Source organism: Arthrobacter pasteuri (assembly GCF_054510955.1).
This window is the reverse complement of the sequence record NZ_JBTNDO010000001.1, coordinates 78,037-98,982: the sequence shown is the minus strand read 5'-3', so window position 1 is coordinate 98,982 and position 20,946 is coordinate 78,037. Positions and strand designations below refer to the sequence as shown.

Annotated in this window: 19 protein-coding genes; 11 read left to right on the top strand and 8 right to left on the bottom strand. The window is 64.1% G+C overall.

Features of this window, described 5'->3' with window-relative positions; genetic code table 11:
* Positions 1-15 precede the first annotated feature (15 nt).
* Positions 16-291: a terminase gpP N-terminus-related DNA-binding protein gene (locus ACX80H_RS00515; protein WP_459310486.1), complete on the bottom strand. Its 276-nt coding sequence runs from the start codon at positions 289-291 to the stop codon at positions 16-18.
* 122 nt (positions 292-413) lie between these two features.
* On the opposite strand from ACX80H_RS00515, the gene ACX80H_RS00510 reads away from it, so the two are divergent.
* The 5 genes from ACX80H_RS00510 to ACX80H_RS00490 all read left to right on the top strand — a co-directional run bounded on the left by ACX80H_RS00510 (position 414) and on the right by ACX80H_RS00490 (position 9,749).
* Positions 414-692 carry an alpha/beta fold hydrolase gene (locus ACX80H_RS00510; RefSeq protein ID WP_459310485.1) on the top strand — a complete coding sequence of 93 codons (279 nt, stop codon included), beginning with the start codon at positions 414-416 and terminating at the stop codon, positions 690-692.
* A 1,388-nt stretch (positions 693-2,080) separates the two neighbouring features.
* Positions 2,081-5,965: a DUF7933 domain-containing protein gene (locus ACX80H_RS00505; RefSeq protein WP_459310484.1), complete on the top strand. Its 3,885-nt coding sequence runs from the start codon at positions 2,081-2,083 to the stop codon at positions 5,963-5,965.
* A 90-nt stretch (positions 5,966-6,055) separates the two neighbouring features.
* Positions 6,056-7,546 carry a SpaH/EbpB family LPXTG-anchored major pilin gene (locus tag ACX80H_RS00500; protein ID WP_459310483.1) on the top strand — a complete coding sequence of 497 codons (1,491 nt, stop codon included), beginning with the start codon at positions 6,056-6,058 and terminating at the stop codon, positions 7,544-7,546.
* 72 nt (positions 7,547-7,618) lie between these two features.
* Positions 7,619-8,581: a class C sortase gene (locus ACX80H_RS00495; protein WP_459310482.1), complete on the top strand. Its 963-nt coding sequence runs from the start codon at positions 7,619-7,621 to the stop codon at positions 8,579-8,581.
* A 220-nt stretch (positions 8,582-8,801) separates the two neighbouring features.
* Positions 8,802-9,749 (top strand): phosphotransferase, encoded by a 948-nt coding sequence (locus ACX80H_RS00490; protein WP_459310481.1) that lies wholly within the window; start codon positions 8,802-8,804, stop codon positions 9,747-9,749.
* A gap of 210 nt (positions 9,750-9,959) precedes the next feature.
* Here ACX80H_RS00490 and ACX80H_RS00485 read toward each other — a convergent pair whose 3' ends face one another.
* A complete protein-coding gene (locus tag ACX80H_RS00485; RefSeq protein WP_459310480.1) occupies positions 9,960-10,850 on the bottom strand; it encodes an alpha/beta fold hydrolase in 891 nt (296 codons plus the stop codon).
* A gap of 68 nt (positions 10,851-10,918) precedes the next feature.
* On the opposite strand from ACX80H_RS00485, the gene ACX80H_RS00480 reads away from it, so the two are divergent.
* A complete protein-coding gene (locus ACX80H_RS00480) occupies positions 10,919-11,467 on the top strand; it encodes a TetR/AcrR family transcriptional regulator (RefSeq protein ID WP_459310479.1) in 549 nt (182 codons plus the stop codon).
* 285 nt (positions 11,468-11,752) lie between these two features.
* On the opposite strand, the gene ACX80H_RS00475 is transcribed toward ACX80H_RS00480, so the two are convergent.
* Complete coding sequence (locus tag ACX80H_RS00475; protein ID WP_459310478.1) at positions 11,753-12,565, bottom strand: hypothetical protein; 813 nt, start codon at positions 12,563-12,565, stop codon at positions 11,753-11,755.
* A gap of 268 nt (positions 12,566-12,833) precedes the next feature.
* Between ACX80H_RS00475 and ACX80H_RS00470 the strand changes: the two genes are divergently transcribed.
* On the top strand, positions 12,834-13,256 hold the full coding sequence (locus ACX80H_RS00470; RefSeq protein ID WP_459310477.1) for a GNAT family N-acetyltransferase: 423 nt from the start codon (positions 12,834-12,836) through the stop codon (positions 13,254-13,256).
* Positions 13,257-14,365: 1,109 nt separating this feature from the next.
* On the opposite strand, the gene ACX80H_RS00465 is transcribed toward ACX80H_RS00470, so the two are convergent.
* Entirely contained in the window at positions 14,366-14,710 is a 345-nt protein-coding gene (locus tag ACX80H_RS00465) for a hypothetical protein (RefSeq protein ID WP_459310476.1), read from the bottom strand.
* Between the two features lie 170 nt (positions 14,711-14,880).
* Between ACX80H_RS00465 and ACX80H_RS00460 the strand changes: the two genes are divergently transcribed.
* Together ACX80H_RS00460 and ACX80H_RS00455 are read left to right on the top strand one after the other, a co-directional pair.
* Positions 14,881-15,234: a hypothetical protein gene (locus ACX80H_RS00460; RefSeq protein WP_459310475.1), complete on the top strand. Its 354-nt coding sequence runs from the start codon at positions 14,881-14,883 to the stop codon at positions 15,232-15,234.
* A 259-nt stretch (positions 15,235-15,493) separates the two neighbouring features.
* Positions 15,494-15,943: a hypothetical protein gene (locus tag ACX80H_RS00455; RefSeq protein WP_459310474.1), complete on the top strand. Its 450-nt coding sequence runs from the start codon at positions 15,494-15,496 to the stop codon at positions 15,941-15,943.
* 208 nt (positions 15,944-16,151) lie between these two features.
* Here ACX80H_RS00455 and ACX80H_RS00450 read toward each other — a convergent pair whose 3' ends face one another.
* The 3 genes from ACX80H_RS00450 to ACX80H_RS00440 all read right to left on the bottom strand — a co-directional run bounded on the left by ACX80H_RS00450 (position 16,152) and on the right by ACX80H_RS00440 (position 18,394).
* Positions 16,152-16,616, bottom strand: a complete 465-nt coding sequence (locus ACX80H_RS00450; protein WP_459310473.1) for an SRPBCC family protein — start codon at positions 16,614-16,616, stop codon at positions 16,152-16,154.
* A gap of 234 nt (positions 16,617-16,850) precedes the next feature.
* Positions 16,851-17,399, bottom strand: a complete 549-nt coding sequence (locus tag ACX80H_RS00445) for a MarR family winged helix-turn-helix transcriptional regulator (protein ID WP_459310472.1) — start codon at positions 17,397-17,399, stop codon at positions 16,851-16,853.
* Positions 17,400-17,557: 158 nt separating this feature from the next.
* Entirely contained in the window at positions 17,558-18,394 is an 837-nt protein-coding gene (locus ACX80H_RS00440) for an alpha/beta fold hydrolase (RefSeq protein WP_459310471.1), read from the bottom strand.
* Positions 18,395-19,127: 733 nt separating this feature from the next.
* On the opposite strand from ACX80H_RS00440, the gene ACX80H_RS00435 reads away from it, so the two are divergent.
* Together ACX80H_RS00435 and ACX80H_RS00430 are read left to right on the top strand one after the other, a co-directional pair.
* Positions 19,128-19,328, top strand: a complete 201-nt coding sequence (locus ACX80H_RS00435) for a hypothetical protein (RefSeq protein WP_459310470.1) — start codon at positions 19,128-19,130, stop codon at positions 19,326-19,328.
* Positions 19,329-19,648: 320 nt separating this feature from the next.
* Positions 19,649-20,107, top strand: a complete 459-nt coding sequence (locus tag ACX80H_RS00430) for a DUF7793 family protein (protein WP_459310469.1) — start codon at positions 19,649-19,651, stop codon at positions 20,105-20,107.
* A gap of 222 nt (positions 20,108-20,329) precedes the next feature.
* On the opposite strand, the gene ACX80H_RS00425 is transcribed toward ACX80H_RS00430, so the two are convergent.
* The gene (locus tag ACX80H_RS00425) at positions 20,330-20,860 is read right to left on the bottom strand and encodes a sigma-70 family RNA polymerase sigma factor (protein ID WP_459310468.1); all 531 of its coding nucleotides are present in this window, start codon (positions 20,858-20,860) and stop codon (positions 20,330-20,332) included.
* Positions 20,861-20,946 lie beyond the last annotated feature (86 nt).

The following is a 20,946-nucleotide window of genomic DNA, read 5'->3' as shown; positions in this document are numbered from 1 at the left end:
GAGCTCGGAGAGATTTCACCCGGCGGAACGCGATGAAGGGTAAGACTCAGGGCTTTGAGCAGGGATGTTAGCGGGGCGGCGAACCGGGGGCGGACGCAGTTCCCAAGGCACCTCCATTTGTCCCATGCGGAGATAGCGATACACCGTCGCCCGGCTGGCGCCCATGATCTTCCCAATATCGGCAGGAGCGAAACCCTGCGCCTTGAGGTGCCTGGCGCGCCTGACCTTTGCACGATCGGCAGTTACTTCCCGTCGGCCAGCTTTCCACCCATTTTCCGCGGCAGCGGCCATACCGGCCCTGGTTCTCTTCCCACGTTGGTTCCACTCGAGGAGTACGTTGCCCACCCGATGCCAGAGCCGGTCATTGAAACCCACCTCGCCCCGATGCGCCCCCCCCCGACATCGACAGTGCGGTGCGTCCACTCACCCGCCGCATGATCCTGCCCGAAGCCGCACGTCTGACCAGCGGCGTCTACAGCCGCCAGCGGCTCACGATGCCGACCCTCGTCGTCTTCGGCCGCCGCGACCGACCCTGGACCGAGGAACTCATGAAACGTACCTGCCGCAATCCGCAGCGGTACGCCGATCGCGTCGAGTCCGCCTACGTCGACGGCGCAGCGCATTTCATCACCGACGACGCCCCCGCCGCAGTCGCCAACCTCGCAATCGACCGGTTCGAACGAGCAGACTGACATAGGACCCACCACTCACCTGTCAACGCATTCTGAGAAAACGGGACGACTACCCTACTGGCCGCCGTAGCGCTTTTCCATGATCGCCAAGGGATCCTCTTTCAAGACGCGAATTGAATAGGCTGCGCTCCGGGTTAGTGGCCGGCTGGTGGAACGGTCGCGGGTCGATCATTCAGGGCCCGGTTTGATATTTGGCAAGCCCTAGCTTGTCATTCCTAACCTGCCATCCCACACCAAAAACCACACTGGGACTGTGACCATCGTCGTTCGACGACTCTCCTCAGCTGGCGCACCTCAACTAGATCCGTGGTACGTCGGATAAGGCGATGGCTGCTCCCTCCGCATCGCGGATCTGCGATCGAGCCAGGTCCTCACGCAGGACAGCTGCGTTCATACGGCACGTGATGGTTCGATCTGTTCCAAGGAAAGTCCCGGACAGCAACTCCTGCCCGTCCTCTCGTATCAGGACGACGTCGTATGACTGGCCAGCAGGAGGACCATCAATTTCAAGGACCGTCTCCGTTCCCCAGGTATGAGCAACGAGCTCAGCGTCCATGCGTGCCCCCTGCGCCGGGCAAAAGAGAGCGCCACTGAAGAGGCAGCCCGACCCTTTTGGTGAAGCCGTGCAACGCTCTACTGCCGCCAGCAAACCCTGACAACCAAGGTGCGGGCCACTACGCCCACCATGCGTCTCTTCGAAAAGGCCACCCTTGTCGGACCGAACCTCAGGTAATCCACAGGGTTACCGCAAGATCGGTTTGTGCCTTGCTCGTTCCGTCGACGGGTTTCTATCGTGCCCGTGGGGGTTTCATATTGTCTCGGTCTCACTTTCACTGGTTTTCAACGCCTTCTCCGGCGTGCCCAGAATCGTTGTCGTGGTGGCCGGCATGTACCGCCACGTCATCGGAAGGCGCGCTGCCCAGTTGAATCGTTTGAACGGCCCCAGGCCCGTCGTTGCCCAATCGCGAGCGCGGCGCGGTGTGTGCGTTGTTGCGGCGGCGGTCGCCCTCGTGGTCGGGGTGTGCGGGTGGGGGCCTGCTGTCGCCGCGTTACCTGCTGAGGCGAGTTCGATTCCTGTTCCGGCGGAATCTTCGTCGCCGCCCGAGGCCACCGAGGGTGTGGACGAGCCCTCCACGCCCTCCACCTCCGTTCCGATGCCGACACCGGCTGCCAAGCAGCCGTCGGCCCAGCCGAGCGTTGCCCAAGAGCCGGTTCCGGACGAACCGGAGCCCCTCACCTCCGCCCCCTCCCACGTCGTGGAACCTATTTCGCCTTCTGAGCCGGCCACCGCCACGGATCACGACGTGCGGGGCGATGAACCTCCGACTGAATCCGATCGCGCACCACCGGCGGAGGCCGAGACGGCAGACGAGTTCCGAACTTTCGCTGTGGCCGGTGTCGCGGCCGCAGGGATTCCCGAGGGGCCCCGCCAGGTATGGGCCGAGTCCTTCGAGCAGGGACTGACGAACACCGCCAGCGGGCTTCCCTCCTACTCCGGCGGCAAGTACACGGCATCTCCGGGATGGGTGAGCGGAACAAGCTGCACGGGAGTGCTTCTCAACTATGTGGCGCCCTTCCCCAATACCGCGTTTTGTCCGACCCAGCAGAACGGTTTGGGCCAATCGTCCCTCGCGGCGCGTGATGTCCGACGCATGGCGGATGTGCTCGGCCAGGTACAGGCAGGTGTGTCCGGCTCCTCGTCCGCCGCGTCCCCCGCGAATGGCTCGACCACCAGCACACAGGTCAACCACGCTCTCGTCTCACTGCCCTACGCCACAGTCCTGGGTGGTACGACGGTTCTCCAGTCCGCGGCGGGAATCGGCGTGACGGCCCCTGATGCCCGGTACTACGCCCTCGGGTTCAGTGCCGTGGGCACGCGGTGTGGCACGAACAATGCGTCCCTGTCCTTGAACCTCGTCTCGGATACCACGACCCTCCTGACAGGGTTCCCGGCCCCCGTGGTGCCGTGCACCAGCACGGGCAACGTCTACTACACCTCTCCGCCGCTTCGGACCCTTGGCACCATTTCCGGCATCGTCGACCCCGCCTGGTCAACCTCCGTCCGTGCAGCAACCTACAACGGGTCGAACACCGCGCTCCTTACCCCCGCGCAGATCTCCGCTGCCAGGGTGCAGCTCACGAACACCGTGACGGGTACGGGCAGTGGGTTCGGCGTAGACGACATCCGCGTCCTCGACGTCACGCCCGCCCTCGACGTCGCCGTACCGGCCCAATCCACAGCGACGGTCCCGACTACCCTGACCTATACGATCACCAACACCGCGGATCAGCTGCTGAAAGCCGACTGGCGGTTTTCCACGACGCTGCCGCAGGGCCTGAGGGTCGCCTCGAACTCTCCGGTCGCCGGGACGTGCGCGAACGTCACGGGTGTTCCCTTTAGCGTCACTGCCGCAGCAGGTTCGGGCTCCATCACCGCTGTCGGCGGGGACCTCGCCGCGGGTGCGACCTCGTGCACCATTCTCGTCGATGTGGTTGCCGCCGATCCCGGAACGTACTCCAGCGGCACCGTGGCCCCTACGGGACTCGTCGCCTCGCCTGCCATCGACCTGACCATCGAGCCCGCGACGACGATCACGGTGCGCAAGAACTTGCCGTCACGCGCGACGCCCGCCGATCAGTTCACCCTGTCACTGCGAACGGGGGCCACCATCCTGGCATCGGCCACGACCACCGGTACAGCCACCGGCATCCAGACCGCGCAGATCTCCCGCTCGGTGGTCCAGCCCGGCTCCACCTACACGATCTCCGAAGCATCGACCAACAATGCCGGTATCGGCTACTCGAACAGTTACGAGTGCACTCGGTCCGGTACCGTCATCGCATCCGGATCCGGCGGATCGGCTGCGATCACCATGCCCGGTGACGTGGGAGCCGAGGTCACCTGCACCTTCACGAACACCGCGCAGCCTGTGCGCCTGTTCTGCGACACAAATCACTTCTACTCGATCCAGGCCACCGGTGCACTGGAGCAAGCGGACATCACAGCAGGAGGTTCTCCTGCCGCCATCGGAACCTGGACGAGCGTTTCATCAGCGAACGCCCTCGGCGTCGGCGCAGGTGGGAGCGTCGCCTACGCGCTCGACCGGTCAACTGACGGAAGCGACGTGCTGTCCGTTCTCAAGTGGACATCCAACGGCGGTTTCGAGAAACTGACCGGCACGGCCTACACGACCAGGACCACCAACGGTACGGAGGTACCGGGCACCATCGTTGCCGGCGCCGTCGACCTCTCCAGCGGCCGCTATCTCTTCGGTAAGTTCAACAGTGGGCAGTTCCACATCTGGAGCTTCACCGAGACGAACCCCACCGCCTCCCGCTTCGCCTACGTGGGCTCGTTCACCGCCGCCACTGCATCGGCGAACGGAGACATGGCTTTCGACGCCGTTGGTAACCTGTACGTTGTAGGCGCGCCTGCGACCGACACCACGACTACCGCGACGATCTACACGATCGCCAGGGCCACGCTCGCTGCCGCGAACGGTGGCACGCTGGCGGTGGGCACGTCGACGCCGAAAACGTTGACCGGCACGGACGCACCCTTCGCCGCCGCCAACGGCGTGGCGTTCTCGCCACGCGGTACCCTCTACCTCGGTAACGCCGGCAGCGCCTACGAGTTCGACGCCAACACGGGACGCCGTGTACCGGGCACCCCCCGCGTCGCCGTGAATTCCACCGACCTCGCAGGCTGCACGACGCCCTCGACCATCACCGTGCAGAAGAACGTGGTGGCACGCCAGGCCCCCAGCGATCAATTCACCCTGACGGCCGCGACAGGATCGCCACTGGCGACAATCGCCACGGCAACCACCTCCGGTGCTACGACCGGTCGGCAGACCGAGCAGCTGGGCCCCTTCCCCGCTTCGGCCGGGAGCACGATCACCATCTCCGAGGCCATGGCCGCTAACTCCGGCTCCGCGCTCAGCAGCTACAGAACCTCCTACGACTGCTGGGCAAACGGCGTGCGATTGAGCGCCGGTACCACCCCGACAGGCACCGTCACGATGCCAAGTGGTCTGGGCGTGAATGTGAACTGCACATTCGTCAACTCCCCAGGTCCTGTTGCGGCCTCAAGCGTGCGGATCACGAAGACCATCCGAGAGGCCTCGGGCCTGACTCGTCCCGGCGTCGACTGGACCGTGGGCACGACGGCGATGGCGACAACAGGTTCCGCGACCGCCCTCCCGAGTGATGTGCCCAGACAGCAGACCGATGCTGCCGGCCAAGCTAGCTGGCAGGTGCTCTACGGGTCGACGGCGTCACGGGCAACGGTCGTCGTCTCGGAGGTCCAGCAGGAGGGTTTCGCCTTCGTCAGCGGCTCCTGCACGGTGAACGGTACTGCCGTCCCGACCACTTTCGCTCCGGCCAACGCTCCGGCCGGGCAGGCCATCAGCGCCAGCCTCACCGGCATAGCTCCCGGTGCGACGATCGAATGCGCACTTGTGAATCGGCCTACCGCATTCCTGACGCTCGTGAAGGATGTGGCGTTCGGCTCCGCACTGCCGACGGACTGGACCCTCAGCGCCATGGGCCCCAGCAGCGCGCTGCCCGGCCCTTCCGGACGCTCCGGATCGGGGGCGGCCTCGAACGTGCCCGTGACCCCCGGCGTCACCTACCGTCTGGCAGAGAGCGGTGGCCCTTCCACCTACGTGCAGACCGGCGCCTGGCAGTGCAGCACCGCCACGGGTGCCACCGTCACTGTCACCGCGGCGGGAGACATCACCCCGACATCCGGCGCCTCGATCACCTGCACCGTGACGAATGCGACGGCGGCCCTCACCCTGCTCAAGCAGGTCATCGACCCGCGGCCGGGGTTCCGGGCCCAGGACTGGACGGTCACGGCAACACCGGCCGTCCTGGCCGGCGGGGTCCTGCCGACAGAAACGCGGCCCGGCGCCGAATACGTTGCGTCGGGCAACCCTACGAACACCTTCGACGTGCGCCCGGGCCATGGCTACACGCTTTCGGAGGCGGCCACGGACCCGACCCGGAAACTCGCCTACCAGGAACTTCGTCTCGAGCGGCTGTCCGGCTCGACATGGGTTCCGGTGGCCTCGCGAACCATCACCGCTCCACCAGCGGGTCAGACGGCGCTCTACCGCTTCGTCAATGCCCCGGTGGAGCCGACCACCCTGCCGCTCACCGGCGGCACCAGCGCCGACGCGTTCTACATCGGAGGTGGAGTGCTGCTCGTCGCGGCCCTCGTCCTCATGGTGTGGAACAGGCGTCGACGAATGCGAGGCGCCTTCCGCTGATGCGCCCACTCCCCCTCCATTTCCCCGTTCCTGCTCTTTCATGTTCGTCAACCGGTCTCACCCTCGTACCACTTCCATAGGAGATAACACGTGTCCATTCCCATCCTCCGGCGGCTCTCCGCCGCTGTCGGCGTGCTGGCGCTGAGCGCAGCGGCAGCATTCGTCGCCGTCTCACCGGCAACCGCCGTCACCCAGGCAGGCAACATCGACCCGAACCAGGCCCGCACCCTGACCATCCACAAGTTCGCCCTCGGTCCTGAGAACGGCCAGAACATCGGCACCGGCCAGGAGGTCACCGTCCCGGGCACGCCCCTGGCCGGCGCCACGTTCACCGCTGCGCTGGTCCAGGGTGTGGACCTCACCACGCCGGATGGCTGGAACCAGGTGTCCGCGCTGACCCCGGCGACAGCAGCCTCCCGCGTGACCGTCGCTGACACCTTCACGGGGACGACGGGCTCCGACGGCGTCGCGGTCTTCAACACCCTGCCCATCGGGCTGTACCTCGTGACCGAGACGGTGCTGCCCGCAGGAGCCACCAACCCGGCGGCGCCGTTCCTCGTGACGCTGCCCTTCCCGACCGGCCCCGGTGGAGCGCCGTCGAACCAGTGGATCTACGATGTCCACGCCTACCCGAAGAACGCGGTGACCGACCTGACGAAGACCCGCGTGCCGGCTCCGGCCAACTCGGTCGAGGCCCGGAACCCGGACCTCATCCGCTGGGCGATCAGGTCCAATGTGCCGACCCTTGCCGCGGGCGACGCCCTCGACACGTTCGTCCTGTCCGACACACTGCCCGAGCAGCTCGAGTACCTTGCGGCCGGTCCGACAGGCGTCGCCCCGACCAGTGTGCGGGTCGCCAACGCAGCCGGTGCCACCCAGAACTTCGTCGAGGGGACGGAGTACACGCTCGTGTATGACGAGGCGTCACGCACGCTCACGGCGACCTTCACGCCGGCGGGCCTGACCCGCCTCAGGGCGCTGCCCGCGGGGGATGTCACCCTGACCGTCCTGAGCCGCGCGGTGACGATCCCCTCCAACGGCATCATCACGAACACGGCGTCGAGCATCGTGAACGGTGCCACGGAGACGGTGACCGGCAGCACCCCAATCGGCCAGCTCACGGTCTTCGCTTTCCAGGGCGAGAACGGAGTGCGGACACCTCTCGCAGGTGCCGTGTACCAGGTGTTCCTCAACCAGAACGACGCCAACCTGGGCCAGAATGCCGTATTCATCGACGGCCTCCAGAACTGGACGACCGGGGCGAATGGTTTCGTCGCGATCCCCATCATCACGCCGGGGAACTACTACGTACGCGAGATCACGCCTCCGGGTGGCTTCCAGATCCCCGCGCCGAACCAGGTCCAGACGCAGGTCGTCGCCGGTCCGAGCTCGATCACCGCTCCGGTCCAGAACTACGTCGAGTTCGAGCACGACCAGGTTCCGGCCTTCGCGCTCCCTCTCACGGGTGGCGACGGTGCCCTGTGGTTCACAGTCGGCGGAATCGGCCTGATTTCCATCGCCCTCGGGACGGCGATCGTCGCCGCGCGGCGTCGTGCTTCGACGGCTCCGGTCACCGCGTAATCTAACGGCATGAACTCGAAGGCGGGGCGTCAGGACGGCGCCCCGCCTTCGCGTGTCCCAGAGAAAGCACCCATGGACTCCTCCACCGAGCGGACATTGACTCCCCTGCACCACGACCTGGCAGGACGGTCGGGTTGGCGGCTGCCCATGCTCTCCCTGGTGGTCGCGATGGCGATCATCGCCGGTGCAGCCCTCCTCCTGTATCCCGCTGCGGCCGCCTGGTTCAGCTCCGTCGAGCAGTCACGCGAGATCGACAAGCTCACCCAGGACATCAATGATCTGGGTGCGGACACGCTGCGCAAAAGACTCGCCGAAGCACGTGCCTACAACCAAAGTCTGGGTGGGGGCGGCGCCGATGTCGCTGCGAATGAGCGCCTTCCCCTGGCGAAGGATCCCGGCGCCGACAGCACCCTGACGTATGGCGCCATGCTCCGGGGCGATTCCGAAGGCCTGATGGCGCGGATCAGGATCCCCGCGATCACCCTCGACCTGCCCATCTACCACGGCACCAGCAATACCGTGCTCGAGCGCGGGATCGGCCACCTCGAGGGTACGGCGCTTCCCGTCGGGGGACTGTCGACCCACTCGGTCATCACCGGACATCGCGGCCTCGCGACGTCCGAGCTCTTCTCCAAACTGAACGAGGTCGAAGTCGACGACACGTTCACCATCGAGGTCTTCGGTAAGACCCTCGCGTACCGCGTCGTCGGGACCCTCGTCGTCGAGCCCGAGGACACCGAGAGCCTGCTCATCCAGCCGGGCAGGGATCTGATGACCCTCGTCACCTGCACCCCGCTCGGTATCAACAGCCACCGCATCCTGGTCACCGGTGAACGCATCACGCCCACACCCCAGGCCGACGTCGACGCGGCAGGTGAAGCCCCCGATGTTCCCGGATTCCCATGGTGGATGTACATCGCAGGCGGCGTCGTCGTCGCCACCGGCACCTACGTCTGGGCATCAGGCCGACCACCAAGGCCAGTCCAATCGAACCTTCCACAGGAGCACCAAGCGCAACCGGTGTCGTTCCCCTGACCTTGGCCCGCCCGGTGTTGCTCTTGTCCGCTCCCATGTTCGAGCGGACACTGATGGTGTGCAGGACGTCGAGGTTCCTCTGTCCACTGTTGAACGGGTAGCAGCGTCAGCAGCACATGCTGACCGGCCGGTCCGGGTACTGCAGCACGAGCTCGTACCGTTCGGGGTGCCGCTGTCCAGCATGACCACCGGGGGGTTGTGGCGCTTGGCGGGTACCGCCATGGATGAGCGCGGAACGAGACGTTTCCACGCCGTATTGAAAGTGGTCCATACTCCCCTGCGATGGGCAGGCATCGACGCCATCCCGGTGGACATGCGGGGCTACCTCGTGGCGCACGTTCCGTGGCGCACCGAGGTGGAGGTCTACCGGAGTGATCTGGCGAATTTCCTTCCGGCAGGATTACGGCTCCCTGACATGTACCTCATCGAGGACCTGGATGAGGACAGCGCCGGCATTTGGATGGAGGACGTTCGAACGGATCGGGCCAGGGACTGGAACAACGACTGCTACACGCAGGTTGCGTACCTGCTGGGATACCTGGCAGGTGTCCCGGGAGCTCCAATGGGAACAGGGCGGGACATTGCGGACTTCGTCACGGGACCGGGCGAGCACGTCTTCCTTCCAATGCTCCGCTCGGGAATCCTGCACTCCCACCCCGCCTTCGACGGCACGATCGACCCTCACCTCGAACAGGACATGCTCATCTTCGTCGACTACATCCCTTCCCTGCTGGCCGAGGCGGCAACGCTTCCCAGGACGAGAGCTCACGGGGACGCCTGCCCGCAGAACATGCTGCAGACCAGGACCGGAACGGTCGCCCTCGACTGGGGCAGCTTCGGAACAACCACGGCCGGCTTCGATCTAGGCCAATTACTGGCCGGACGCGCCAACGAAGGACTCCTGGACGGCCCTACCATGGCCATGCTCGCTCCCGCCTGCCTGAGCGCATACCTCGACGGACTTTTGGATGCAGGAATGTCCCTTTCCCCGGCCCTGGTCCGGCGGGGCTTCGCGATCTCCATGGCCTTCCAAAGCGGCCTGTCCGCCCTGTTCCCCCGCGAACTGGAGGGACCTGTCACAGCCGAACTGCACGACCTGATCCGTGCTCGGGCGGGCATGGCACGTTTCATCCTCGACGAACTCACCGCCACCGCACCCCACCCCTAGACAAGAACACAGAGCACCCACTCGATGGGAGTCGGTCGTGCGTGGCGATCATCAGTAGTGGTGGATGTCATTCACCACTCCTGACGCGGAGCGGTACAAGCCAACGATCAAGCACGAAGGCCAGTTACATCCGGCACAAGGCTTGTCTCGCAACCGATGGGACACGAGACAGCAGGATGAGACATCCCGGTTGCTCCAGATCAGTAGCCGTCAGCGCGCGGGCAGCTCGGCGAATGCGCGGAGGCGGCGGGTGACCTCGGCAGGATTGTCGTCCACGAGGAAGTGCGCGCCGCCGGGGAGGAACTCGACGGTCAGGTCGGGTGCGTCCTCAGGAGAGACACCGAGCGCGTCGCGTGGTAACAGCTTGTCCTCAGCGCCGAACAATACGAGGGTAGGTGTGAGCAGAACCCGCCCGCGGTAAGTTCCGCGCAGGATCCTCATGAACCCGGGAAGTATCACCCGCCGATAGAGCTTCGATGCCGCCCGCGCCCGGGCCGGGTCACGCAACGCGGCGACATACGCCTCGACGTCGTCGTCCCGCATCGGCCGTACCTCGAACGACCGGAGCAGCCAATACGCCAGCCGCTGACGCCCGCGTGACAGCAGCCACGGGCCGAGCCCTGGCATTGCAATCACCCACTGGAACCACAGGTGAGGCATCGCGCGCATCATGGCACCAGCGAGCTTCGGGGTCATGCAGATGTAGGGGGCGGGCACTGCGATCGCCACGTAGCGGCTGACCCGGTCGGGATGACGAAGACACAGTTCGAAGCCGATCAATGCGCTCCAGTCATGCGCCACAAGAACCACCCGGTCGAGTCCCAGGGCGTCCAGCAGCCCGATCACGTCTGAGACCAGGGCGTCGACGTCGTAGCCCTCCGCCGGGGCGTCCGTCCGACCGGCGCCCCGCAGGTCGGGAGCGATCACGCGAGCACTCCGGCTGAGGTCCGCCATCACCGCGGCGTACTCGCGCGAACTCTGGGGGAATCCGTGGAGCAACAGCACCGGTGTCCCGGACCCGGCCTCCACCACATGCATATCGAGCCCAGCAACCGCCACCGTATGGTCCCTGATGGCTGAGGCCTCCGTCTGTTCATCCATGATCACACATTACTATTTCCGTAGTACAGATGTTACTACAGAGATAGTAAACGAGTACTATCGACGCCGTGACCACCACCCGCGAGCGTGCACTGGATGCCGCCCTTGACCTTGTCGGCGAGCAGGGAATCCGCGCCCTCGTCCATGCGCGCGTGGACGATCGAGCCGGCCTGCCAAGAGGATCCACCTCGAATTGGTTCCGCACCAGAGAAGCCCTCGTTGCGGGCGTCGTCGGTTGGATTGCGGAGCGTGAGCGCGACGATTTCCATGCCGGAGCCACTGCGACAATCACTACCCCTGATCAGCTGATCGACGCGCTCTCCAGCCTGATCAGTGCCCAAACGGCTCTCTTCGCAGGTCGCACCAGGGCGCGCTACGCGCTGTTTCTCGAGGGCGCCCATGACTCCCAGCTGCTCGAACCACTACTCCAGCAGCGGGCGGCCTACGTCGAATGGGCGACAGACCTTCTCGCGGGCGTCGGGGCCGCTCGACCAGCGGATGCCGTCCGGGCACTCATGGCCGCCTCGGAGGGACTCGTCCTGCATCGGCTCACAGTGGATCCCGACGCGCCGGTACGGCCGGTCGTTGAGCGCATCGTGCGCGCCTGCCTGGACTGACACCTGCCGAACCAACAACCTCTCGAAAACTGCACCGCCGGCGGCAGCTGAAAACCTGATAGACCCGGACCAGGCCCCGGCCGTGATCCGTCCAGTGCCAATGTCTCGCAACCGTTGGGTTGCAAGACACCGGGACGAGAGACCACTACTCCCCCGCCTGTGAGTCGCAGCGCTGAATGGCGGCCTTTCTGTATGGCTTTACGGCACATGGAAGCCGACCCGAACCAAACTCCCTGAGCAACTGAGCCGCATCTCTTCGGATGGGACGCGTCCAACCGGGCCGGGTTAGCGGGGAAGGGCGGTGATCCATTCCGAGAAGTCGGTGAGCTCGGTTCCGGTGAGCACCGCGGCAGGGCCTCTGTCCATGGGGTCGGCGAGGAGGGCCAGCGATTCGGCCGGTAAATCCTTGGTGGACTCCCAGACGATCGACGTGGGCGACCCCGAGTCGGGCCAGCACAGGAAAACGAGGGGGTCCGAGTTGGTGGACTCCACGATGCCAACCCGGTGATTGAGCAGGTTGACGATCTCCCTCGTATACATATGCGCGGCCACCCCTCCAGCAGTCAGGAGAACGCCCGACTCCAAGGTGCCCTTGCGCCCGCGGGGAAGCGGGAGCGACTCGGCTCGAAGGGTTGCGCCCTGCCAGGATGCGACGCCGCCAGGCACGTCGGGCTTGATGGTCTGCTGCCGGGGGAATCGTTCTTGCAGATAGGCGACGATGTCGTCATAGCCGATGCTGATCTTGGTCGCAGTGAAGAGCATCTTGCCGTTGACGTCTCTTACGTCGACTCCCCCGAAATGGTTGAGCGCCGGACGGACCGACCCGATCTCGGTCAGTGCGACGACCCGCGTCGCTCGAAACCAGGGCCGGACTGTCAGGTGGTCGTCGAATACATCGACCCGGAACCGGCGGATTCCAATGGCCAGGAGGACGAAGAGCGCTCCGGCCGCCGTGATCCCGGCCGCACCGACAAGGGGACCCGGCCCATCCATCGTCTCGGATTCCACGACCGAGACGAGCGTAAAAAAACCACCGATAACCAGGAAAACGATGGCGAGCACACGGAACAGGACAGACTGCCAGCGACGATTCTTCACTATGAACAATGCCCTTGTGTCTGGGTTCGGGCGGCCCACCGCGCGACCGTTCCGGTCACCTCGGCTGACGGCCGCTCCGACGATCACGGGAATCACGATTGACAGCAGAACCGCCACGACCACAGAAAACCCGAAGAAAGACACTTACCGAATGTAATGCTTGTATCGCGCATGCGGTGCCCGCAAGGTGGTTCAAGCAAAGGTGTCGGTGCGACGGTAGATGAGACCCTGAATGCAGACGAGAGCTTGCGCTGTGTTTCGATGAATCATGACCACGATCGAGATAGTAGAGGCTCAGGACCTAACGTTGAGCGACGTTCTCGCGCTCTACAACGCGGTGGAGTGGCGTGCCTACACCAAGGATCCGGACACTCTCCGAAAAGCACTCGAAGGATCGTCGACACTCGTGGCGGCCCGCGACGGTCAGATGCTTGTCGGACTGGCGCGCGTGATCTCCGACGGTGCTTCGATCTGCTATCTCCAGGACATCCTCGTCCGGCCGTCACACCACAGGAGGGGCTTAGGACGGGCTCTTGCTGAGCGAGCCCTCGAACAGTACCCGCACGTGCGGCAGAAGGTCCTCATCACTGATGACGAACCACAGCAGAAGGCGTTCTACGAAGCTCTCGGCTACAAGCAGGCAGACGAATTCGCTGGAGGATCCATCCGAGCTTTCGTGCGGTTTGATTAGACGCTACGTGCGAGCGGGGATAGTTCACCGTGTCGCGTATCGAGCGGATCGCCGTAACCAGCAGGCCCGCGGCAGCCAATTCACGAGGTCGGAGAACCTCCAGCGAACGCCAGAGCGGTGCACGGTCGGGGCAGACAGGTTACTCAATAAACCTCTCCGGTGAGTACAGCTAGGCGTACCCACCCGCAACTTCGGCTGCCCTGGCGGAGCTCCTCTTTGTCGCAGTGGTGAGCGTGTGGGTGCAGGTGTTAAGTGACGGATGCGCCGTCTTCGTAGACGACGGAGACTGTGTACTTCGTGCTCGGTTCGGCCGCAGACACCGTGACCGAGTGCTGACCGGGCAGAATCTGATATGAGGTCATGGAGCTGGTGGAGGCGGGGGTGGTCGGGCAGATCACGACTGAGCCATCGTCCAGGGTAAGGGTTCCAGGGCTCAGACACGTCAGATCAGTACGGATGTGGTTGGCGTCCTCAGGCGGTTCGCCGAGCTCGATGATGTGCGTTCCGGTGTAGGTGCCCGAAATGGACTCGGAAACCGCTGAAACCACGGGACCGGTGGGGGCTGGCGGAGGCGGATACTCCGTTTCGAGGTCCCCGGCGGTGCATCCTGTGATCAGGAGGCCGGCGAGTAGCCCGGTAAGCGCCAGGACTGGTGAACGTCGCATGATTCGCATAGCTCAGGTGTGAGCTTGCCTTGAATCCTGAACTGCCGGCGTCAAAGCTCGGATGACGATGGCAGCGCCGATAAGGGTTGTCCCCATGGGTATCAACGCCCATCGAACCAGTGTCAGAACAATGTCTACCAGTCCGACTCCGATAGAGGCAGTTGGTCCCACTGATTCTGCAAGCAGACCGATCAGCTGTGGAAGGAGCACCAATACGAACCCGCCGGCCACAATGAGGACGATGCCCCACTGGACGCACTTTTTTGCTGTCGCTTCCATAGTCCCCCCGAACCGAAACTGATGAGTGTCTGCTGATCGTAGTAGCTAAGAGCGGAGAAGTTACCAGGGTGAATACAGGATTCTGGTCGCCGGCCCCCAACTTTGTTCAGTGCTCCCTGCAATCCGCTCTCCTCGGGAAACGTCGCAGCGGGTGGGCCCTGTGCACTAACGGTCGCATTCTGCACTCTTGGCGTCGGCCGGAGTGTCGCGGAGTCTTGAGTACAAGAGCATGGGAATTCTTGCGATCCGTGGGCAGCCGCTAATAGCCCCGGCGCCGTTTCCCTTCCCGCTGAGGGATCGTCCCACGAACTCGTTGGACAGCGTTCCTTCAAGTCGGGCCGAAAGCTGCAAGGTGCATCGAATCCCCGTCAGATCCTCGACGTCGCTGAGAACAAAAGCATTGAGCATCCAGCCGCGCGGCGGTGAGGCTTGTTCCCAGAAGTTGACCCGGTAGATCGGTGCATCAATGAACTGGTGGTTTTCCGCGTGGACAGTTTCAGATGCCTGCATGCTCTCCACCGTAAGCAGCTACAAGCCTGCACGCGGCTGACGACGAGAGAACGTGATGTAGTCGCAACGGAGCAGTGCCGCAGGAGGATCGTCGTCCGTACCGGGTGAGACACCTAAGCCCAGCCTGCACCCGAGCGACCACCTCCCACCCGTCGTCGTAGGCTGGCCGCATGTTCTCCTTCATCGGCAGGCTCCCGCAGCCCGCGAAGACGCTGTACGTTCTGATCTTCCTCGCCTTCGTGCTGCTGTTCGTCACCTTCGTCATGGATCTCGCGGAAGCACGGAGATTCGCTTTCGTGGGCGTGGGCACCCTGTTCTTCCTGTTGGGTCTTTGCGCGAGCCTGAACATCAACGGCACCGCCGACGGGATGGCATCTGCCATCAAGGAATACCGCCCCATGGGCGCCGATTACTCGCGGTCCTTCCTCTCGACGCCCCTCTACGCGCGCCTCTTCGGCATCATGGCGGCGGTCGTCGGATCAGCCTTCGCCGTGACGGCGATCGTCTCCCCCAACCGCCTCTAAGCAGCAACAGCCTGTCCCGATTGGTGGCGTGCCGGCATGGAGAAGCCGAAGCAAAGCGGGAGGACTGTGCTGATCTTGGAGAGGAAGTCTCCGCCATGATGAGCGGGGGATCCGGAATAGGGTTCGCTCCGAATGCTCTATTCATTGTGGTGCCGCTTGTTCAGGGAGACCTTGGTCGATTCTGGGCGGCAAGCTTCGTATGTACGTTCCGGTTGGTGTCGTTGCTGCGCGCCTTCCGTAGTGAGGAGAGGAAGTGCGCATGCCCTTTCGAAGTAGGCGAACCCTGGAAGCTTGGGTCCGGGAGTTCCGAACCACCCGCGAGGGTGGTGCACTGATCACCGTTCTTGTGCAGGACGGTCTCGATGGCGCTGACACCGGTCTCGTGACGGTCCCGCTGCGCAACGACGGCACAGGCATCTACATGCAGCCCGTAGCTCTCGGCGACCCTCGGTGGTCGATCACGTTCGGGATGTGCGACGCCGAAACAACTCTCACCGCAGCCGAACTTCACGGGCTGGCGGCAGAACTGCTTTTGGCGGCCTCACTGTGCCAGTTCCTGCAGGAAAAATCCGTCGGACACCTCGAAGAACCAGACCAGGACGAAACGAACCCCGACGACCCCGACGGCCCCGACGAAGAAGGTGGCGCGTCCGAGGGAACGGCCGGTGAGGTAGTCCAGGACGCCGAACCGGGCACGAGCACACGGTAGCTACGGCCGATGCCGGCCTGGTTCAGCTGCCGACCCGACTCCCCCATCAGGTCGATAAACGCCTCGTTTCGTGCAACCCGAAATCAAGCACCTGGCGCTAGCGCCCCCGTGGTGATCGGGTCGCCCTTTCAAAGCGTGCAGGAATGACGGCGGCCGGCCCCTGAGAGAGGAGAGCCGGCCGTCGTCGTACTACTCGTGTCGGGCAGACTTAGGCCTCGGACACCTGCGCTGCAAGATTCGCCAGTGTCGAGTCCAGGGCGTCCTGCGAAACCTCGGGAAAGCTGAGCTTCTTCAGGGTCTCCTTGTCAGTGACCCCGGACCAGTCGTACGTGACGGACACCTCGGTGGAACCGGGACCGGCCGTCTCGAACCGCCACACCCATTCCCAGCCCGGGGGCTCCTCCCCCGCGGGCGCGGTCTTCCAGGCGAGGAGCTTGTTCTCGTGATAACCCACCACGTGGTTGTCCGTCTGGTAGTCGCCGCCCATCTTGTCCCAGTTCTGGTTCATCGTGAACATCTGGCCCACGCCGGTGATGCGGTCGGACTTGCTGTCCGACTGCACCATCCCGGAACCATCCAGGGCCGCGTGGTGGGCCGGGTTGGAAAGGAACGTGAAGATAGCGGCGGCCGGTGCGTCGATCGTGCGGCTGGCGGAAATGCTTGTGTCATTCATCGAGCGTTCTCCTTCGGGTTGTGGGCGACGGGTTTTACTTCGCGTCGTCCGGCGAAGATTCTTCCAGGGACCGAGCCCGTACCCGACTCTAGGTCCCTGGCGCGTCTCGCGTGTACTGCTCCGCGCCCTGCCGTTGGTCCTGCCGGAAGCGGACCTGGTCCACTCGACCCTGGACCTCGCCGACCACGGACGCACTCCACGGACCGGAATCTTCTCGGGGCGACAGCCTGCGGGTCATTGCGACGCTGATCGAGGAGCGATGGTTGTGAGGATCCGTATCAGGTCTTCCCGAAGGTCCTCGATGGGCGTAATCGTCCGGGCGTGGCCGGGAGCATCAGCACCCAAGGTGTCTTCCGGGCCATTCTCCCCGTGGGTTGTCCGAACGGAGGCGAGGGCCTCCCTGCCGGCCTGCGTCGTGGAGACGTGGATGCCGCGCTGGCCCACAGCGCCGGGAGACCGTTGTACGTACCCGCGCTTCTCCAGGGTTTTCAAGGTCCTGCCGAGGGTTTGCGCGGAGACCTGGACCCTACGGGCGAGGGTCGCCTGGTTCGTGGTACCGGTCTCGGCCAGGGCCTGCAGGGCGATGAGGTTCGCTTGTGACAGGTCGATTCGGCTGAGGCTCTTGTTGACCCTACGCTCCCACAGGCGGGCCGCGGTGGAGAGAAGCCTCATGGTCGACCACTCATCGGTCGGCCCCACATGATCCACAGCGGTTTCACCGGTTGCGCCGATCTCACCGGAGTCCATGCAGTTGATTGCTGCAGTGGATGAGGTCACCTTCACGTCGTTCTTCATCGTGTTCACTCCCGTGCTCGAAGGGCGATGCGGCCTTACTGACGAGCATGGCTCGGTCGCCGGTCGCCGGTTGCCCGGTGTAACCGGCGACCAACCGTATGCAGGGTTCTGCCGGTCTGCCTGCTTCCCCTGTTGGAGGGCGCTGTTTACCTTGCGAGGAAGGTGATGAGCGCCTGGTTCCACTCGTCGGGGTGGCTGACGTTGCAGCCGTGCGGCCCGCCGACGATGACATGCAGGTCACTTCCGGCCAGAGCAGCGTGCGTGCGCTGACCGGAACCCTCGAAGGGTACGGTCGCGTCCGCGTCACCATGCAGGACCATCGCCGGAACCGTGACCTTGAGCAGGTCATCGCGGAAGTCGGTAGTGCCGAATGCTTCCATGCAGGCCAGGGCAGCTTTCTTGTCGGCCTGCCGGCACAGTTCGAGGGCTTCCTGACGCTGGGCTTCGGTGACCTTCAGTTCGCCGTTCGCGGAGAAGAAGTCGGTGGTGAACCCGTCGTAGAACGACTCCTGGTCCTTGGTCAGGTCCGCGGTCATGCCGGCGGCTGCGTCCTTAGTCAGGGGCCCTTCTGGGTTGTCGTCGCCCTGCATCATGAACGGCGGGACGGCGGAGGCGAAGACGACGCTGCGGATCCGCTCCGGGCTGTACTGGGAGAAGTAGCGGGCAACCTCTCCCCCACCCATGGAGAACCCGACCAGGGTCACGTCCCGCAGGTCGAGTTCCTCGAGCAGGGCCTGGAGGTCCCCGGTCAGTGTGTCGTAGGTGTAGCCGGTCATCGGCTTGTCGCTGCGGCCGAACCCGCGCCGGTCATAGGTGATCGCCCGGTACCCGGCGGCCTGCAGGGCCGGAATCTGGTTCTTGAACGCCTCCCCCGACAGGGGCCACCCGTGGATCAGAACCACCGGACGACCGGTTCCTCCCGTGTCGTCGACGTGGAGGTTGGTGTTCTTGAACAGGCCGTGGTGAGCGACGATTTCCGTCATGCGTTTGTCCTCCTCAGGATCTTTTGTCGACGGCCCGACTGAAGGAGTGCCGGACTCGCTGTGTACTGCATCGACCCTCTTCATTCGTAAGCATGCTGTCTTTCGGATGGGTGACGCTCACATCTCGGATGCATCTGATGCTGCTGCCCGTTGATACTCCATGTTCGTGCTCCCTCACGATCGGGCTGACGAGGTCAGATCCTCTGACCCGTCCAGCAGTGAACTCATGGCCCAGAACATGCTCGATGAGCTCAAGGGCCACGGTGCCGGTACCTCGTCGCTGCCTGTCATGGACTACGACGTCAGGCGCGGCGTGCAGGCTGACATGGGCAATGGAGACCAGTGGCCTGAGATCCGTGAAAGATCCTCGCCGCAAACATCCTGGTCCTGTCCACCCCGATCTGGATGGGCCACCCCTGGAGTGTTGCTCAGCAGGTGATGGAACGCCTCGACGCCGAGCTGCCCGAGACCGATGACGAGGGCCGGCCGATCATGTACGGGTCAAGACTTCCGGGCCCTTGCGGGGTGCCGGTACCTGATGGCCGGGTTCGAGCACTGGGTCCGCGGGGGTTCTGCCGGTTAAAACTTGACCGGCGCTACAGGCATCGTTGAGGGAAGCATGGAGATACTGGACTGGTTCGTTTGTCGTGTCTGAAGTACATCCGCCTTTCACTCGGCGTTTCTACGCCGGTCTCACTCGAACCTCAGCTTCCCCTGCACGAAACGGACTTGAATGAACTCCCGGCTCTCCCCCGATGACGCCTTCCCGGACCTCGCACACCTTCCCACCGAGAACGTCGAAGTCATCAACAGCAAACTGCATCGGGAGCTGGACTTCGAATACGACACTCAGGGCGACCCTCATCCGGAAACGAAATTCCGCCTCGAGGAAGTCAGCGACGAGTTGGACGTCCGCGACGTTCTTGCCGGTTAGCGCAGATCATCTCATTGTTGGACCCTTCGACACTCTCGTCTTCGTTGCCCTGGCTGAGGACATGGGCCACTCCGCAGCATGAGCTTCCTGATCACCGTCGATGTGCTGCCCATCTCACGCGTCACTCCTATCCGGACGGCGTTCACGCCCACACTGGTCATTCATGGTGCACCATTGACGGCACCACACCTACGATCAGCATGATCGATACAGCTCACTGGGAGATTATCTTGGTTGGATACCCCCGGGTCGGGCTGGTCTCACACCGTTCACGCTGAGTCCGAACTCAGAATTTCACCCACCGCCGCTGCTGGAGACGTATGAGACCCGTCTACACCTTTGAGACCAAGTACGAGATCAGCAGGTTCGACCGGTGCGCTGTGGCCCTTCGTGCCCACGAGCCGGTATCGGTAACGGAAGCCGATGCGCTGATGATCCTGCGCCGGGGATTCGAACTCACGGACTACCGGCCGTACGTCATGCTCGTGGACATGAAAAACGTCGTGGAGATTCTTCCTGAGGCACGGCGTGTCCTAACTGCTGCTCGGCACGTCTTAGCCGCTGCGATGCTCGGCAGCACGCCGGTGGACCGGATGATGGCCGCCGGGTACTCCCACGCCCCCTATCCGGCCGAGTACTTCCAGGACAAGTCCACAGCAGCCCAGTGGCTGGCTCTGATGCATGAAATGGTGTGTGCTGATCCCATCCCTCACACCATGAGCCTCACCGTCGACCTCGATCCCTTTGCACGGCCCCGCTATCAAACACCACGAAGCTGACTCGCGTCACAGACCGTCGACTTCAAGGACCTGGCCCAGGTTTCCCAGCGCGTCCACCAATGCCGGTCTCGCCCGCAACGCCACGCACGTCGGCCCGCTACCTCCAAGCTACCGAGTACCCCGTCGGCTGAGCCACGACGGGGTACCCGATATCACGGTGGGCTGCACCTAGACCTCAGGTAGGACGAACCCTTCTGAACGAGGCCTTCCGGGTGGACCCGCTTAGGATGGCTCTTTGTCGTGCTGCGTCTCCAATTCCTTGCGCAGCTTCTTCATTCCGTCGCGGACCCGCGTCTTCGCCGTGGGAGCGGGGATCCCGAGGTGCTCGGCCACTTCGTTATAGGTCAGGTGGGAGAAGTAGGCCAAAGAAATCGCCTGATGCTGCAGGGGTGACAGGACAGACATGGCAGCCCGCACATCCGCCGTGTTCTCACGTTCCAGGACTGTCTCTGCGACCTCGTCGAAGCCGGTGTCCCAGTTGCGCCGCCCCCACTTCTCATCGCGGGCCCTGCGGGTAGTGTCCATTCGGAGCCGGTCCACTGCGCGGCGGTGTGCGAGGGTCATGAGCCAGGACACCGGGTGGCCAAGTTCCGGCCGGTATCGATCACCCTGCTCCCACACCATCAGGAACACTTCCTGTGTCACCTCCGCGCAACTGTCCGGGTTCTGCAGAGTCTGGCGCACCACCCCGTATACCCTGCGCGCGCACTGCTCATAGAGGATCTGGAAGGCCTCCGGGTCCTTGCACCCCACAGCGACAAGAACAGCAGCGAGATCCGGTGGTGCATCTCCCGAACCCCCTTGCGCGCCGCTACTAGCGGTCCTGGGACGGTAGGAGC

Excerpts from the sequence above, each read along its gene's own strand:
- ACX80H_RS00515 (WP_459310486.1), bottom strand. The coding sequence starts at position 291 with ATGGCCGCTGCCGCGGAAAATGGGTGGAAAGCTGGCCGACGGGAAGTA.
- ACX80H_RS00495 (WP_459310482.1), top strand. The coding sequence starts at position 7,619 with ATGGACTCCTCCACCGAGCGGACATTGACTCCCCTGCACCACGACCTG.
- ACX80H_RS00490 (WP_459310481.1), top strand. The coding sequence starts at position 8,802 with ATGGATGAGCGCGGAACGAGACGTTTCCACGCCGTATTGAAAGTGGTC.
- ACX80H_RS00485 (WP_459310480.1), bottom strand. The coding sequence starts at position 10,850 with ATGGATGAACAGACGGAGGCCTCAGCCATCAGGGACCATACGGTGGCG.
- ACX80H_RS00470 (WP_459310477.1), top strand. The coding sequence starts at position 12,834 with ATGACCACGATCGAGATAGTAGAGGCTCAGGACCTAACGTTGAGCGAC.
- ACX80H_RS00465 (WP_459310476.1), bottom strand. The coding sequence starts at position 14,710 with ATGCAGGCATCTGAAACTGTCCACGCGGAAAACCACCAGTTCATTGAT.
- ACX80H_RS00460 (WP_459310475.1), top strand. The coding sequence starts at position 14,881 with ATGTTCTCCTTCATCGGCAGGCTCCCGCAGCCCGCGAAGACGCTGTAC.
- ACX80H_RS00455 (WP_459310474.1), top strand. The coding sequence starts at position 15,494 with ATGCCCTTTCGAAGTAGGCGAACCCTGGAAGCTTGGGTCCGGGAGTTC.
- ACX80H_RS00450 (WP_459310473.1), bottom strand. The coding sequence starts at position 16,616 with ATGAATGACACAAGCATTTCCGCCAGCCGCACGATCGACGCACCGGCC.
- ACX80H_RS00440 (WP_459310471.1), bottom strand. The coding sequence starts at position 18,394 with ATGACGGAAATCGTCGCTCACCACGGCCTGTTCAAGAACACCAACCTC.
- ACX80H_RS00435 (WP_459310470.1), top strand. The coding sequence starts at position 19,128 with ATGAACTCCCGGCTCTCCCCCGATGACGCCTTCCCGGACCTCGCACAC.
- ACX80H_RS00430 (WP_459310469.1), top strand. The coding sequence starts at position 19,649 with ATGAGACCCGTCTACACCTTTGAGACCAAGTACGAGATCAGCAGGTTC.